The sequence below is a fragment of the Mycoavidus sp. SF9855 genome (assembly GCF_024582735.1).
In the GTDB taxonomy this organism is placed as follows: domain Bacteria; phylum Pseudomonadota; class Gammaproteobacteria; order Burkholderiales; family Burkholderiaceae; genus Mycoavidus.
The window spans coordinates 1,180,148-1,195,060 of sequence record NZ_CP102085.1 but is presented as its reverse complement, the minus strand read 5'-3'; the positions used below and the strand labels follow the sequence as shown (position 1 = coordinate 1,195,060).

At 48.3% G+C, this 14,913-nt stretch carries 12 protein-coding genes; 10 read left to right on the top strand and 2 right to left on the bottom strand.

Annotated elements, in window-relative coordinates; translation table 11 throughout:
- Nucleotides 1-106 precede the first annotated feature (106 nt).
- From dnaG to NQD60_RS04530, 3 genes are all read left to right on the top strand, one after another.
- Nucleotides 107-1,966, top strand: a complete 1,860-nt coding sequence (dnaG, locus tag NQD60_RS04540; protein ID WP_257099818.1) for a DNA primase — start codon at nt 107-109, stop codon at nt 1,964-1,966.
- 206 nt (nt 1,967-2,172) lie between these two features.
- Nucleotides 2,173-4,215: an RNA polymerase sigma factor RpoD gene (gene rpoD, locus NQD60_RS04535; RefSeq protein ID WP_306438084.1), complete on the top strand. Its 2,043-nt coding sequence runs from the start codon at nt 2,173-2,175 to the stop codon at nt 4,213-4,215.
- Between the two features lie 7 nt (nt 4,216-4,222).
- Nucleotides 4,223-4,627, top strand: coding sequence for a PaaI family thioesterase (locus NQD60_RS04530; RefSeq protein ID WP_223691076.1), 405 nt, complete (start codon nt 4,223-4,225; stop codon nt 4,625-4,627).
- Nucleotides 4,628-4,674: 47 nt separating this feature from the next.
- Here the strand turns inward: NQD60_RS04530 and NQD60_RS04525 are convergent, their stop codons facing one another.
- Complete coding sequence (locus tag NQD60_RS04525; RefSeq protein ID WP_257099816.1) at nt 4,675-5,757, bottom strand: folate-binding protein YgfZ; 1,083 nt, start codon at nt 5,755-5,757, stop codon at nt 4,675-4,677.
- A gap of 148 nt (nt 5,758-5,905) precedes the next feature.
- Between NQD60_RS04525 and mltG the strand changes: the two genes are divergently transcribed.
- The 6 genes from mltG (at nt 5,906) to NQD60_RS04495 (ending at nt 11,420) form a co-directional block, all read left to right on the top strand.
- Nucleotides 5,906-6,871 (top strand): endolytic transglycosylase MltG, encoded by a 966-nt coding sequence (gene mltG, locus NQD60_RS04520; RefSeq protein ID WP_257101268.1) that lies wholly within the window; start codon nt 5,906-5,908, stop codon nt 6,869-6,871.
- The gene (tmk, locus tag NQD60_RS04515; RefSeq protein WP_257099815.1) at nt 6,868-7,491 is read left to right on the top strand and encodes a dTMP kinase; all 624 of its coding nucleotides are present in this window, start codon (nt 6,868-6,870) and stop codon (nt 7,489-7,491) included. Before mltG ends, tmk begins: the two co-directional genes overlap by 4 nt.
- A 197-nt stretch (nt 7,492-7,688) precedes the next feature.
- Complete coding sequence (locus NQD60_RS04510) at nt 7,689-8,747, top strand: DNA polymerase III subunit delta' (RefSeq protein WP_257099814.1); 1,059 nt, start codon at nt 7,689-7,691, stop codon at nt 8,745-8,747.
- 20 nt (nt 8,748-8,767) lie between these two features.
- Nucleotides 8,768-9,277: a GNAT family N-acetyltransferase gene (locus NQD60_RS04505; protein ID WP_306438063.1), complete on the top strand. Its 510-nt coding sequence runs from the start codon at nt 8,768-8,770 to the stop codon at nt 9,275-9,277.
- A 23-nt stretch (nt 9,278-9,300) separates the two neighbouring features.
- A complete protein-coding gene (locus tag NQD60_RS04500) occupies nt 9,301-10,134 on the top strand; it encodes a TatD family hydrolase (RefSeq protein WP_257099813.1) in 834 nt (277 codons plus the stop codon).
- 380 nt (nt 10,135-10,514) lie between these two features.
- Nucleotides 10,515-11,420 (top strand): Rpn family recombination-promoting nuclease/putative transposase, encoded by a 906-nt coding sequence (locus tag NQD60_RS04495; RefSeq protein WP_257099812.1) that lies wholly within the window; start codon nt 10,515-10,517, stop codon nt 11,418-11,420.
- Nucleotides 11,421-11,647: 227 nt separating this feature from the next.
- Here NQD60_RS04495 and NQD60_RS04490 read toward each other — a convergent pair whose 3' ends face one another.
- Complete coding sequence (locus NQD60_RS04490; protein ID WP_257099811.1) at nt 11,648-13,834, bottom strand: hypothetical protein; 2,187 nt, start codon at nt 13,832-13,834, stop codon at nt 11,648-11,650.
- 676 nt (nt 13,835-14,510) lie between these two features.
- On the opposite strand from NQD60_RS04490, the gene NQD60_RS04485 reads away from it, so the two are divergent.
- On the top strand, nt 14,511-14,744 hold the full coding sequence (locus tag NQD60_RS04485; protein WP_257099810.1) for a hypothetical protein: 234 nt from the start codon (nt 14,511-14,513) through the stop codon (nt 14,742-14,744).
- The last annotated feature ends 169 nt before the right edge of the window (nt 14,745-14,913 follow it).

Genomic DNA, 14,913 nt, shown 5'->3' with positions numbered 1-14,913 from the left:
CTTACTGGTGTTCTATCAAAGTGCACGCTCAGCACTTAATCCATAACCCACCGATAACCCGCTGCTCTGGGAAGAAGGGCGGTTTCAAATCGGAGTCAGTTCTATCATGATTCCCCACACTTTTTTGCAGGATTTACTGAACCGCATTGATATTGTTGAGGTGGTGGGTAAGTACGTGCAGTTAAAGAAGGGTGGGGCGAATTTTATGGGCTTATGCCCATTTCATACGGAAAAAAGCCCATCTTTTACGGTGAGTCCGAGCAAGCAGTTCTATCATTGCTTTGGCTGCGGTGCACATGGCAGTGCAATTGGTTTTTTGATGGAGCATACGGGCCTGGCATTTGTCGAGGCCGTGACTGAATTGGCTCAATCCGCTGGCCTGACTGTTCCGCGTGAGCCTCAATTTAACTCCGCTGGCAATCATGTCGCAGCTAGCCCGCGCAATCTAGCCAGCAGCTTGGTCGACACCATGCGGCAGGCGTGCGATTACTACCGTAAACAATTGCGGGGCGCGACGAACGCCGTGACCTATCTAAAAAAGCGCGGCTTAAGCGGAGAAATCGCCGCTCGTTTTGGGCTCGGTTATGCTCCTGATAACTGGCAAAATTTAAGCGCAGTATTTTCTGCCTATCGGGCGCCTGAGTTGAGCGAGGCAGGCCTTGTAATTGACAGCCAAAAAACGGATGCGCAGGGTCAGCCGCGCCGCTATGATCGCTTTCGTGACCGCATTATGTTTCCTATCCGTAATATGCGCGGGCATGTGATTGGCTTTGGCGGGCGGGTACTTGAACAAGGTGAGCCAAAGTATTTGAATTCCCCGGAAACGCCCCTATTTAATAAGGGCAACGAATTATACGGATTGTTTGAAGCACGCGCGGCAATCCGTGAAAAAGGTTATGTGTTGGTGGTGGAAGGTTATATGGATGTCGTCGCCTTAGCACAGCTTGGTTTTCCGAACGTCGTGGCCACGCTTGGCACGGCGTGTACGGCGAATCATGTGCATAAGCTCTTTCGGCAAACCGATCAAGTGGTCTTTAGTTTTGATGGGGACCCGGCTGGCCAGCGCGCGGCGCGGCGTGCGCTTGAAGCGTCTTTGCCGCATGCGGCGGATAACCGCACCATCCGTTTTTTGTTTTTACCGACAGAACATGATCCAGACAGCTATTTACGCGAATATGGCGCGGCCGCATTAGCGCGCGAGATTGAAGGCGCACTGCCGTTGTCGCAATTTTTGTTGAACGAAATACTGGCTAACAAGCCCTTGGAGCAGCCGGAAGGACGCGCGCAAGCTTTATTTGACGCTAAGCCGTTAGTGCAAAGTTTGCCGGCCAATGCGTTGCGCGCGCAAATTTTGCACCGCTTAGCGACTCAGTTTGAGTTGCCGCTGGCCGAAGTGACCCGCTTATGCGAGGTCAAGCAAGCACCGGCTCAGGCCATTCGCCAAGCACCTGTGCGTAGTGAGCGCAGGCGGGTGACGGACAATGAGCAACGCGCGTTACGTAACCTCATTTCTTGGCCGCGCATTGCAGATACTTTAGATCAGGACGAGCGACACGCACTGCTTCATATTACGCGTAATACAGCATTTTTTGAGGAGGTGCTCACGCACGCCCAGGCACTCGGTAACACAGCAAATTTTAGCTTGCTTTCGGATTTATTAAGAAATTCTCGCTATGCGCCAGCATATGAGGAGATTTTTCGTGAAATTCTTGTCTATGATGAAAATGTACGTGACTTGATGCAAAGCACGCTGGAGATGTCGAGTATCGATACGGATCGATATCAAGAGCAAGAGCGCTTAGCCGGCGCGGAATTGAAGGCGGCTATTATTAAGCTACGTTATAGCGAGTTGTGTGAGCGCCGTGAGCATTTAGCCAGGCAATTGAAATTATCCGCCGAAGAAACGGCAGAATTTGCAACATTGCTACGCCAAACGGCAGAACTCAAGCAGCGTTTAGCGAGTTAGAGAGTATTTAGATATAAAGTATTAGAGTATTTAGATTTAAAGTTTTAATTAGATATAACTTCACATGTTAAAATAGTGGGTTTTAGCTGGCTATTTTTAAGCAAAGGTAGATTGTAATGGCAAAGACAGTAAGCGGAAAAACGGCGGGCAGTAAAGTAACCGAAGAGCGGAAAAAATCTGCTGTCGGTAAAGCTAAATCTAGCAAAATCGCGCTTGAAAGCACGCTAGCCCAGCCGGTTACTGGCGCCGACACTGATGCGCAGCAGCCAGAAGAGGGTGTCGGCAAAGGTGAAAAAGTAAAAGCGCGCGATCGTCGCGCCAAAGAAAAAGCGCTATTAAAAGATGCGTTTGCGTCACATCAGCCCGGCACGAATGAAGAACTCGAAGAGCGACGGGGAAAATTACGCACGCTGATTAAATTAGGTAAGGAACGAGGCTTTCTTACTTACGCTGAAATCAACGATCATTTACCTGACGATTTAGTTGAAACCGAAGCGCTAGATAATATTATCAGCACTTTTGGTGATATGGGCATTTCTGTTTACGAGCAAGCGCCCGATGCGGAGACGCTGTTGCTCAGCGATAATGCTCCCACTGTGACCAGTGATGATGAAGCTGACGAAGAGGCTGAAGTTGCCTTATCAAGCGTTGACTCTGAATTTGGCCGCACGACAGATCCAGTGCGCATGTATATGCGTGAAATGGGAACCATCGAGCTGCTCACGCGCGAAGGTGAAATTGAAATCGCCAAGCGCATTGAACAGGGCCTGAAGAATATGGTCCAGGCCATCTCTGCGTGTCCAACCACGATTGCGGATATCTTAGCCATGGCCGAGCGCGTGGCTAACGATGAAATCCGCATTGATGAGCTGGTCGATGGCTTAATCGAAGAGAGTTCCCAAGGTGGGGATGAACCGGCTGACACTGAAGCTGAGCAAGCTGAGGCGGAAGACGATGAAGTGGACGACGCAGATGCCGAAGAAGATGAGGATGACGAGGGCGCAGCCGCCGAGCGGGCAAATGCTGCACAGTTAGCGGAATTGAAACAAAAGTCGCTGGAGAAATTTGCCTCCATCGGCGACTGGTTCGACAAAATGCGCCGTGCTTTTGAGAAAGAAGGATATCAATCAAAAGCGTATCTAAAAGCGCAAAAAACGATTCAAACTGAACTCGTCTCGATTCGCTTTACGGCCCGCACAGTTGAGCGCTTATGTAGCACATTGCGCGCGCAAGTAGAAGAAGTGCGAATTGTTGAGCGCCAACTTTTGCAGATTGTGGTAGATCGCTGCGGCATGCCACGTACTGAGTTTATCTCGACTTTTCCGGGCCATGAAACGGATCTTGAATGGGCGAAAAAAATCATCGCTGAAGGGCGCTCTTATAGTGCGGTGCTTGAACGCAGCCTGCCTGCGATTCATGAGTTGCAACAAAAGCTGATCGACTTGCAAGCGCGTGTCGTCTTGCCTCTGAAAGAGCTAAAAGAAACCAATCGGCAGATGGCCAGGGGCGAGTTAGGCGCTCGTCAGGCTAAACGCGAGATGACCGAAGCCAATTTACGGCTGGTGATTTCGATTGCTAAGAAATACACCAATCGCGGCCTACAGTTTCTTGATTTAATTCAAGAAGGCAATATTGGCTTGATGAAGGCGGTGGATAAATTTGAATACCGCCGCGGTTATAAGTTTTCGACTTATGCTACGTGGTGGATTCGCCAGGCGATTACCCGTTCAATTGCAGATCAAGCCCGGACCATCCGAATTCCGGTGCATATGATTGAAACCATCAACAAATTGAACCGGATTGTGCGGCAAATTTTGCAAAAAACCGGGCGTGAACCTGACCCTGCCATGCTAGCCAAAGAAATGGCAATGCCGGAAGACAAAATCAGGAAGATCTTAAAAATTGCGAAAGAGCCGATCTCGATGGAAACCCGCATTGGTGAAGATGATGACTCTCATCTGGGCGATTTTATTGAAGATAACAACACCGTTACCCCGGAAAATGCAGCGTTGTATTCAGGCTTGCGCGATTCCGTTAAGGATCTACTCGATACCCTGACTCCGCGTGAGGCTAAAGTACTGCGGATGCGTTTCGGGATTGATATGAGCTCGGATTACACCCTGGAAGAAGTCGGTAAGCAATTTGATGTCACGCGTGAGCGGATTCGTCAAATCGAAGCCAAAGGCATGCGTAAAGCACGTCACCCAAGCCGTTCCGAGAAATTAAGGCCGTATTTGGTGAGCAATTAAAGCACCGATGAAATCACCGGCCGAATCTCCTAGCAGTCCATTTATTGATCTGCTGCGGATCCAACAAATCCGGGCTGAAAACGGTGAGAGTGAGCTGCTGTTGCCACTCGAGCCGTTTCATCTGAATGCCTGGAATATTGCCCACGGCGGCGTCACCATGACGCTCTTGGATAGTGCTCTGGCTTTAGCTGCGCGTAGCATCGCGGCGGCCAACACAGGGGTTGTCACGGTAGAAATGAAGACTAATTTCATGCAACCTGGGCTGGGGTGTTTGCGCGCCTTCGGGCGCGTTCTTCATCGATCCAGCACGATGGCGTATTGTGAAGGCGAGGTGCGCGACAATCGCGATACTTTTGTCGCCAAAGCCTTGGGTACTTTCAAATATTTGCGGGAACGTCCGTTGAATCGTTGATTCAATGAACCTCCTCTGAATCGTTGATGTAATCTTGCTTAAAACCGCTAGGCAATAGCAGGTAACGCATAGGGCTGTGTCAATAACGTGAGGACGGACCCAGCAGATGTTTCCACATGGATGGTGCTAGCCGCTTCCTGATCAAGTGCTGCAAGTTTGAGCTCAACCAAGCAATCCACCCCGCCACCAGGGGCTGGCGCCGCATTCACCACCATCCCGCAGGGTTGCTGCGGATCGGTAGAGTGAAAGACTTCCGTGCCGGGCTGGGCCTTATCTGTATGCGCTAACATCATACGGCGCTTAATCGTGCCACGATACTGGCTGCGTGCAACGATCTCTTGGCCGGGGTAGCACCCTTTATGAAAATCAACCCCGCCAATCACTTCAAAATTGACCATCTGTGGGACGAATTTATCTTGCGTGGCCTCAGTAATGCGCGGCTCGCCAGCGCGTATCTCCAGCCAATCCCAAACCGCTGGCTTGATAGCTGTCAGGCCGGTGCTTAGGGTCGTGAGCTGTGCGTTGAAGACGGCATGGGGCGCAATCCATAGATAGCGCGCGCAGTGGGCGGTGGCAATCGTCTCAGTGGAGACAGGCGACACGGCAATTGGCGCATCTGACAGGCGTATTAGTGTGCCTGCTTCACTCTCAACTTTGCTGTGCGCTAGCTCTGGCAAGTTTGGAAAAAGTGGCGCTAACAGCCGCACCGCATTGCCGGTCAAACCAATCAGCACATTATCAGCGCCCACATCATTGAGCTTGACCTTGCTGCGCAAAATAAACATCGACAAGCGCTTTTGTATCGCCGCTTGCAGATCACGCGACAACATCAGTTGAATGGTCTCAGCATTCGACTCATCATTGTGTTTGGCCGCACGCCAAACCAGGAAAGTCGCCAGTAAACGGCCCTTGATGGAGCATAAACCAGCAAATTGTGCTTTTTCTGCGGCAAGCTTTTCAATATTATTCGTCAATTGGCCATGCAAAAAAACCGCCGCATCCGGGCCGCTTGCTGCCAAAATAGAAAATTGATCCAACACCGTAAAGGCGCCAGTTGTCAGGTCCTGAACGCTACTTGATAGAACAGAAGACATCTCACCCCAGCCAGTAAAAGTTGCTATTTGCTTCATTTTTTGCCTTAAGATTACGCTTGAGACTTCGCTCAATCTAAACAAGCAAGTATTATATGGGCTTTTCAACACGATGCACGAGATGCTTGTGATTAAACAGCAGATGAAAAGACGGTTACGGCTCTGTGCCATAAAATTTTTGCGCGCCATGACGATCTTTGCCTTGCTGATAGCGGGTGGCGTTTATCTCTGGGCCAACACACCACTACGGCTTGCGCATGACACGCTCGATGTCACCATCAAGCCAGGCAGTGGCTTTAGAGGGGTAGTCGCGCAGTTGCAAAGCGAAGGGGTACCCGTCCAGGCGACGCCATTTGAACTGTTGGCGCGTCTGCTTAAAATGACGACCCAATTAAAAGCCGGTAACTATGAGTTTCATCGCGGCATTACTTCCTATCAAGTCTTGCAAAAGATTGCCCAAGGCGATGTGAGTCAATATGCAGCGACGATTGTTGAAGGCTCAACCTTCGCGCAAATGCGTGCCGAGTTGGCGCTCCATCCTGCTTTAACGCACGACACAGCCGATCTGAGCGATGCTCAATTAATGAAAGCCATTGGCGCCCAAGAAACCCACCCCGAAGGCCTGTTCTTTCCAGACACTTATTTCTTTGAAAAAGGGGCGAGCGAGCTCGGTATTTATCGGCGTGCCTATGAACTCGCGCAAGAACGTTTAATCCTCGCTTGGGCTACGCGGGCGCCGAATTTGCCCTATAAAACACCTTATCAAGTATTGATTGTGGCTTCTCTCATCGAAAAAGAAACCGGCCGGCAAGCAGATCGGCCGTTTATTGCTGCTGTTTTTGCAAACCGGCTGCGCATCGGCATGGCGTTGCAGACCGATCCAAGCATTATTTATGGCTTAGCAACTGACTATACGGGCCGTTTGCGCAAACAGGATTTAAAGGCAGATGGACCCTATAATACGTATACCCGTGCGGGTTTGCCGCCGACCCCGATTGCCTTGCCAGGCCAAGCCGCACTGGATGCCGCGACGCGGCCAGGGTTGAGCGCTGCTCTGTATTTCGTGTCACGGGGCGATGGCACGAGTGAATTCTCGAACAACTTGGCCGATCATAATCGTGCTGTCGATAGATTTATCCGAGGTATGCAATGACGGCACGTGGCAAATTGATTACCTTTGAAGGCATCGATGGCGCAGGTAAATCGACTCATCTAAGGTGGTTTCGCGAGCAGCTTGAACTCAAATTAAAGCCTGCTGGAGCCGCGGTTATTGTCACTCGCGAGCCAGGCGGCACGGCGCTTGGCGAAGCCCTGCGCGAGTTGTTGTTGCATCAACCGATGCAGCTCGAGACCGAAGCGCTCTTAATGTTTGCTGCGCGCTACGAGCATTTGGCAACCGTCATTGAGCCTGCGCTGAAGCGAGGCGATTGGGTGTTGTCCGACCGTTTCACCGATGCCAGCTTTGCCTATCAAGGTGGCGGGCGCGGGCTGGCGTTGACTCGGCTAGCCGCGTTAGAAACCTGGGTACAAGGCGAGTTTCAACCTGATCTTACCGTACTGTTTGATATTCCCACTGAAATTGCCAATCAACGGCGCGGCCTGGCGCGCACGCCGGATAAATTCGAGCGCGAATCTGACGCCTTCTTTACTCGCGTGCGGGCTGAGTATCTGCGCCGGGCAGATGAAACCCCGCATCGTTTTGTGCTGATGGATGCGGCGCGCAGCATTGCAGAAGTTCAACAAGAACTAGAGAAAGTGATTGTATCCTTATGAATTTTAAGGTTTTTGTACTTAATAAATCGCTTTGCTTGTGATCTCTATTAACTACTTAAGCAATTGCTTTAATTACAGTCTCTAAGCTTGCTATGCGTGGCCCCTTGCCCACCTGCTTAAAAAGTAGAGGCTAAAGTGATGAAACCTCTTTGTTTTATAATTCTTAAAGTTATAAATGACTTTAACTAATTTGTTTAATGGCTTATTTAAGCGTGAAAAATAGTATTTATCCTTGGCAACTTGAAGACTGGCAACGCCTCTATGCATTACGTGCACAGTGGCCGTCCGCACTCCTATTACATGGTCAAGCAGGCATCGGTAAAGTTGACTTTGCGCGCTATCTGGCGCAGGGGCTGCTATGTGAAACCCCCACCACCGATGGGCAGCCCTGTCATGAGTGTTCTGCTTGCCATTGGTTTGTGCAGGGCAATCATCCTGACTACCGCGTGTTGTGCCCGGAAAATATCGCCGCTTTAAGCCATGATGCCGTGGCCACGCAAACCAATGGCGAAGCCCAGGAATCCGAGAAAAAAACCCGGGCCCCCAGTAAAGAAATTAAAATCGAACAGGTGAGGGCACTGTTGGATTTTTGTGCCTTGGGTTCGCACCGCAACGGCCGGCGTGTCGTTTTACTGTATCCGGTTGAGGCGCTTAACACCGCCGCCGCTAATGCTTTATTAAAAACCTTAGAAGAACCACCGGCCAATGTGGTTTTTCTACTGGTTTGTACCCAGCTTGCTCAATTATTGCCGACCATCGTAAGCCGTTGCCGGCGCTGGCCAATGCATGTGCCCGCACCGGCTCACGCGTTGCCTTGGTTAACGCAGCAAGGCTTAGAGGATGCCGCTAGCGCCCTGGCGCAAGCGGCTGGCTCGCCGCTGGCGGCGCTGGCTTACGCGCACGATGAACATGCCGCTTTAAGGCGTTTTACGCTAGACCAACTCGCCGCCGGTGCGGCATGTGACCCCTTTGCCTGTGGCGCAAACTTGCATAAACTACCGATTCCGCTCGTGCTGAGCTGGTTGCAATGTTGGTTATATGACCTCACCTTATTGCATCTAGCAAACCAGACCCGTTACTACCCAGCGGATAAGCCGGCATTAGCCCGCTGCGCCCAACATCTTAATCCGCTACGACTAGTTCGTTATGCCCGTACCGTGAGCCTGCGGCGCGCAGTTGAAAACCACCCCTTGAATGCCCGCTTAGTATTTGAGGAATTATTTGCAGACTATCGGTCTATTTTTACCACTCATTGACGCCGGTATGCGCGATGCCTATGCTAATCAACATCCAAATTAGAGATGCAACGCTCGCTGATTTGCCAGCCATTGTGGCCATCTATAATTCAACTGTGCCATCGCAGCAGGTATCGGCAGATGCCGAGCCGATCACGGTCGAAAGCCTCGAGACATGGCTGAAGGGGCGCGAAACCAAGACGAGGCCAGTTTGGGTGATTGAAAGCGAAGCAGTACCTGAATGTATTGTGGGCTGGCTAAGTTTCTCCGATTTTTACGGCCGGCCAGCCTATAGCGCGACCGCGGAACTCAGCATTTATATTGATGAACGCTGGCGCCAACAGGGATGTGGCAAATTCATGTTGGAGTGCGCTCTTGAATATGCGCCGTCACTTGGGATTAGTACTGTGCTCGGTTTTGTCTTTGCGCAGAATATAGCAAGCCTTAAGCTTTTTCGTAGTTTTGGCTTCTCCGATTGGGGTGTGTTGCCGCGTGTTGCCAAACTAAACGAGACCGAGCATGATCTGATTATTGTTGGCCGCAGAGTCTAATTATTATTGTTAACGGGATATCCATGTTTGTTGATTCACATTGCCACCTCAACTTTAAGGGGTTGATCGAGCGGCTGCCGCAATTGCTTGAAAACATGCGCGCTCATTCAGTCAGCCATGCACTTTGTGTGAGCGTTGACCTTGAAACTTTGCCAGAGGTACTCGCCGTAGCGCAAGCCCATGACAATCTATTTGCTTCAGTAGGCGTGCATCCAGACTACGAAAATGTGCAAGAGCCGAGCGTTGCGCAGCTCATCGAGCTTGCTGCGCACCCCAAAGTGGTGGCGATTGGCGAAACCGGGCTCGACTATTACCGGCTAGAAGGTCGGACACCGGCTGAGATGGAATGGCAGCGCGCACGGTTTCGCACGCACATTCGGGCCGCGCGTGCAGTCGGCAAACCGTTAATTATTCATACCCGCGCAGCCGCAGATGACACCCTGAGGTTGATGCGCGAAGAGGGGGCAGATCAAGTAGGGGGGGTGATGCATTGCTTCACCGAGAGTTGGCAAGTCGCTGAGGCAGCGATAGCGCTGAATTTTTATATCTCCATATCTGGGATTGTCACCTTTAAAAATGCGCGCGATCTACAAGACCTTGCTCGGCGCGTGCCATTAGAGCGCCTACTGATTGAGACCGATTCCCCTTATTTAGCACCAGTGCCACACCGTGGCCAGACAAATGAGCCGGCTTTTGTCAGCCATGTGGGCCGTTTTGTGGCGCAATTGCGTGGTGAAACTGAAACCTTAGTCGCCCGCGCGACGAGTGATAATTTCTTTAAGCTTTTTGGGATTGAAGCACTTAACGCCTATATTCCGCTACCCACGCTTTCAATAAACAGAATTATAAGCTATTGATATATAAGAACTATTTATATTTCCTTTGAAGGCCATTCGGCTAGCGAGCCGCTTACCACACTTCCCAAAGCTTGAGTTTTAGCAAGTTATCACTTCAATTTACTAGTTAATTTTGCATATTGGCAAACTCAGTATATTTACCGAAACTACGTGCCCAACCGTAGTGCTGATCATCTGTTATTCCATCTTAAAAGCTAATAGCAAGCTTAATTAAACCTTTAGCCATTCCCTGACTGTCGTCCTGATTAATAGACAAATCATGGTAGTCACCCAAGTATCGTTTGAGCCACACAAAATTAATCATAACACCTCGACTTATACTAGTTTAACTAGTGCACTATTTTTCTTTAACATTTGAATTCAGTATTCCAGCGACTTCTATGTCCATCATTTCTCACCCCCATGACAAATTTTTTAAGGGAAGCCTCAAAGAAAAACAAATTGCTCTCGATTTTCTAAAAGCCCATTTACCTGCTGATATCTATCAACAGCTTGACCTCAGCACTCTACGAGCCATTGATAAAAGCTATGTTAGTGCTGAGCTACGCGAAGTGCATAGCGACATGGTCTACGCTTGCCAAATCAATGGCAAAGCAGGCTATATCCCCATTTTACTGCTGCTTGAGCATCAATCTACCGCCAGCAAACATATGGCTTTTAGACTGCTGCAGTACACTGTAAATTTGATGGGAGATCATTTAAAAGCTGGGCATAACTCACTCCCATTAGTCTTGCCGATATGTCTTTATCATGGCGCCGTATCTCCCTATCCGTATTCAACAGATATCTTTGAAGACTTTGATGATGTTGAGATGGCAAGAGCGCTAGTCTTCAAACAGTTCCAACTCATTGATTTGACAATGCTGCCAGTCGATACCTTGAAGCAGCATGGAGCAGCCTCACTGATGGAACTACTTTTTAAGCGCTATCAGGAACGCAATTTTATTGAAACAATTCGGCAGCTTGCAGACCAAGGCATCTTGAAGATGGCAATATCTCATACGACAGAGTCATATTTTTTTGCTATGCTAGAGTATATTGGTTCAAATGAACAAGGGAAGCAACCGCAAAAAGCGGAAGATTTATTTAAGCTACTAAGCACAGTATTACCTGAGAAGCGGGAGAGTATCATGACTTTTAACGAACAATTACGGCAAGAAGGTGAACGTCAGAAAGCGCTCGCTATTGCTAAAAAAATGCTAGCCGAGGGATCAGAACCTGCTTTTGTTAAAAAAGTGACCGGTCTTTTTGACGAGGACATCAAAAAAATAGCGCCCCAACATTAAATATCCTCAGCACACTTTAACTAGGCTTCATAGTCTATTTGCTCAGTTACTACACAACTAGTACCTGAGAAGCGGAGCGGGGGTAGCGGAATATAGGTTAACGTATCAGTGGTCTAGACATTTAAGACCGAGTCGAACCGGCACAACCTATGCAGACAAAGAGGGCACTCGGGGTAGCTATGTGCATATTACCCCTAATTTGTGGATAGGTTTTTAGAAAGCATAAGTCAAGCGTACTTCAGAATCCAAGTAAATGCACGGGTACTGCCCGCCTTCAACTCGAAGGGGCGCGTCGTACATGCAAAATTCGAGTTTAACTGCCCGATCGGGGTTGTTGAAAACGGATTGGTTTCCCCATCTACCATTTCAAAATTAGACAATGTACAGCTATCAAATCCTGTGGTGCTATAGTTTGTGACATCACTATTTACATAGCGTACTGAAAAACCATCTTCATTAACTGCAGTATTCTGAAAATCAGCAAAAGAGGTGAAGTCGGTCTCAATGGTGATATTTACAGTTAGCATTTTAGAACTTAGCGTATCTGTTCGCATTATAGTACCTCGTTCAAACGTTATAACTGTATGGGCTTGTAGGTCAATATCCGTTGCATATTCTGTGTTTCTTCTAGCTAATCTAAAGTTGGTCGTATCGAAGGATACAATAACCTGAGCATCGAGTTCCTGCACACTCAGATTTTTGTAATAGGTGATCGGAATGTAATTTTTTTCCTGATAAGAAGCTTGAGGAATCAACAATGCGTAACCTCGATCTGCTGTTCCATAGATCAACTTATTGGAAAAAATTTCTGGATAGTACGGAGTATTCGCGTTAAAGTCCGGTGCTTGACTTAGATTCAAATTAATTACACGCTTGCCGTCGCGCACCGTGATTAATGCTGCACTATATGGGTGACCTTTATCGGTAGGCAGGTTGTACCAGGTGAGGGTATAACGCGACTCCTTATCTAGCCAGGCTTGGAAATCATCATCAGGCGTAGGTGCCTTACCCTCAAAACCCAGCTTGTTCCACCAAGCATTCACATACATGTATTGGTGTAAGAGGCTGAAATTCTCACCCATGACACGAGGCTTGCCGCGATATGCATCAGTGCCACGGCCTTTAACCCACATATTCACCGATGGCGTGGGCAAGGTTGGGTCGTACCAGAAAGTGCTAAAGCGATAAGCCGATTTATAGATAAATGAATAGGCTATCTGCATTTCTTGCTTGGACAACACGCCTGTATTTGCCGCCGCAGTTAAGATTTCCGCAAAAGCCGAATCTCCATATGGGCCAATAGATCGGCCATAGTTGAAACCCTGACCATCGGTATTGAGCTGAGGAAGAATGAGGTCGACTGATTTCCTCAGAAAACCTTTTAATTCCTGCGTCAAATTAGCCTCACTGCCTATTTCTAGAGTTCGTTCGACGACTTCAGCAATGAGCAAAGCGCTGTATCGATCAAAGCGCGCCTGATCATAATAGGTGGTATTAACATTCGAGGCTTCGTCAGAAAACCCATCCGAAGAATCGTTTCTAATATGCTTAGTAATTGCATATAAAAGTGCCTCGGGCGCATCCATTGATGCTACAGCCGGGTTGGTAGAGGAGGAGAAGGTCGGATTGCTCCACCCTAGCTTTTGTCTCAAGCCGGCAATTCCATAAGCAACCGCATAGTAATTTTGAGCAGAATTAAGCGATGCAATATCGAGCGCCATGCCTGCTGCAGGGCATGTACTCAAATTGCTGCTTGCAGCTACGCCAAACATATCGCAGAAGGCCAGACGATTTTCCAGTGTAGCTAGCATTGCATCACTGAAGACTTCATTGAGCATACCCTGCACTTTAAAATTATTGAGTGCGAGGAGGTAGTAATATTCACCCCAGGAATTATTTGCATACGTGTAGTTGGCGCCGCTCATCTGTGTCATCATCACGGTAGTTATTTTTTGATAAACCGCAAGGTAGTCCGCGTAATTCGGATCGCCTTTCATTTTCATATCAATCAATGTATACGACAGGCCGAGCGCCAACTTACCAGGCAAAAATTTATCCCCCGTATTCGTATCTAACACATGTACCGGGCTACCGTCGCCGAGGTCCATCACCACTTGCGTGAAATCAGGCGCTTCCTTAATAAGATCAAAGAGCGCCCTCATATGCCCCATCATGGTAATGGGTACGCCTGCGCCCACCGGGACGCTCGTGTCTGGCATACCGTAAACAATTCCGTGAAGAGAATCAGCTGCAGTGTTGGATATATTGGCTACCCCAAAAGGCGAGATAGCCTTAGTGGAGAGAGCGGCAGTTGGATTGTTCAGACCGTCCTCTCTCTCGCCTCTGTGTGCATTGGCTAAAAGGGAGAGTGTACCGAGCGCAAAGCCAATTGGCTGGAGTCTTGACAAAAGCATTTATTCTCTCGATTGGAATTTAACTAATGCCGAAATCAGCATTTTTCACAAATTCATTTGTTTAGTTATATATGGATTCTCCCAATTTGCCAAATTTTCAATTCATGCCTGTGGGGTGAGGTAGTCGGTTAATAAGTCGGCCCTGAATAATTCGTAAGCTCTTTTGTGGTAAAGGTTTTTCGTCGAAATAGAGTGGCATAAATTGCAAGAAAATGGCATATTAAGAAAATAAATCCTTATATGGTAGGCCCCCGGTTTGCAAGGTGATTTTTCAATAATTTTGGTTGCAGACTTATATCCAGTCTGGAGGGTCCTCTTCCATTCGCCCTACAGACTGGTGGGAGGCGTTCATTACATTCCCACACTGACATAGGCCATATTTTTGCTTGACGAATTCGTTTAACATAACTAACATCTGGTTCAATTGTTTATCTAAAATCGTAAATATAAGAAATTGTGAACTAAGAGAGCAGTCGCTTCTGGTCCATCAATATGTGTTAAAGGGGGCTATGTGAACTTTAAGTTTGCATAGAGTTCATTCATTTTGAATAGGATGTGGGTTCTCGATAGGGTTGCTCAAGCAAGTGGCGATGAGGTGGCAAGGGTAGGTCAAAACGCAAGCACATCGGCCTAAAGACTTAGCTTGGTAAACCGGGAAGGGCCCATATGTACTGCTATGCTACCGACAGTATCTGGAGCTGGAAATTCTAATAAGTCCATAGGTTTCAACCGCGATCAGACCACCGATATCCAAAAGGACAAAGCGTATTTAGGGTGGGCTTGTACCCGGTGGCAAAATGAAAATCCTTATGAAGCTCACGACTCATTCATCGAGACGCAAGCCACCTTGAAACAAATTCTTCCATTTGAAAGAATGGAGGAAATTGAAGAAAATTTAAAGCAAGCCTAGCAAGTCACTATATGTGGATCAAAGCCAGGATTGTTATGAAGAACGCTATCGGCAGCGGGTACTTCATAATCTTGCTCAGCGCGCTGAAAAACTGAGCTTTCAACTTACGCCTATTTCACAAATAGCCTAGAAAGCCTTTGTATATCAATAATTTATGATTTGTTTCTTA

Bases quoted from the DNA above. Each gene is read 5' to 3' on its own strand.
- dnaG (WP_257099818.1), top strand. From the start codon at position 107: ATGATTCCCCACACTTTTTTGCAGGATTTACTGAACCGCATTGATATT.
- NQD60_RS04530 (WP_223691076.1), top strand. From the start codon at position 4,223: ATGAAATCACCGGCCGAATCTCCTAGCAGTCCATTTATTGATCTGCTG.
- NQD60_RS04525 (WP_257099816.1), bottom strand. From the start codon at position 5,757: ATGAAGCAAATAGCAACTTTTACTGGCTGGGGTGAGATGTCTTCTGTT.
- mltG (WP_257101268.1), top strand. From the start codon at position 5,906: ATGACGATCTTTGCCTTGCTGATAGCGGGTGGCGTTTATCTCTGGGCC.
- tmk (WP_257099815.1), top strand. From the start codon at position 6,868: ATGACGGCACGTGGCAAATTGATTACCTTTGAAGGCATCGATGGCGCA.
- NQD60_RS04510 (WP_257099814.1), top strand. From the start codon at position 7,689: ATGGCTTATTTAAGCGTGAAAAATAGTATTTATCCTTGGCAACTTGAA.
- NQD60_RS04505 (WP_306438063.1), top strand. From the start codon at position 8,768: ATGCTAATCAACATCCAAATTAGAGATGCAACGCTCGCTGATTTGCCA.
- NQD60_RS04500 (WP_257099813.1), top strand. From the start codon at position 9,301: ATGTTTGTTGATTCACATTGCCACCTCAACTTTAAGGGGTTGATCGAG.
- NQD60_RS04495 (WP_257099812.1), top strand. From the start codon at position 10,515: ATGTCCATCATTTCTCACCCCCATGACAAATTTTTTAAGGGAAGCCTC.
- NQD60_RS04490 (WP_257099811.1), bottom strand. From the start codon at position 13,834: ATGCTTTTGTCAAGACTCCAGCCAATTGGCTTTGCGCTCGGTACACTC.
- NQD60_RS04485 (WP_257099810.1), top strand. From the start codon at position 14,511: ATGCTACCGACAGTATCTGGAGCTGGAAATTCTAATAAGTCCATAGGT.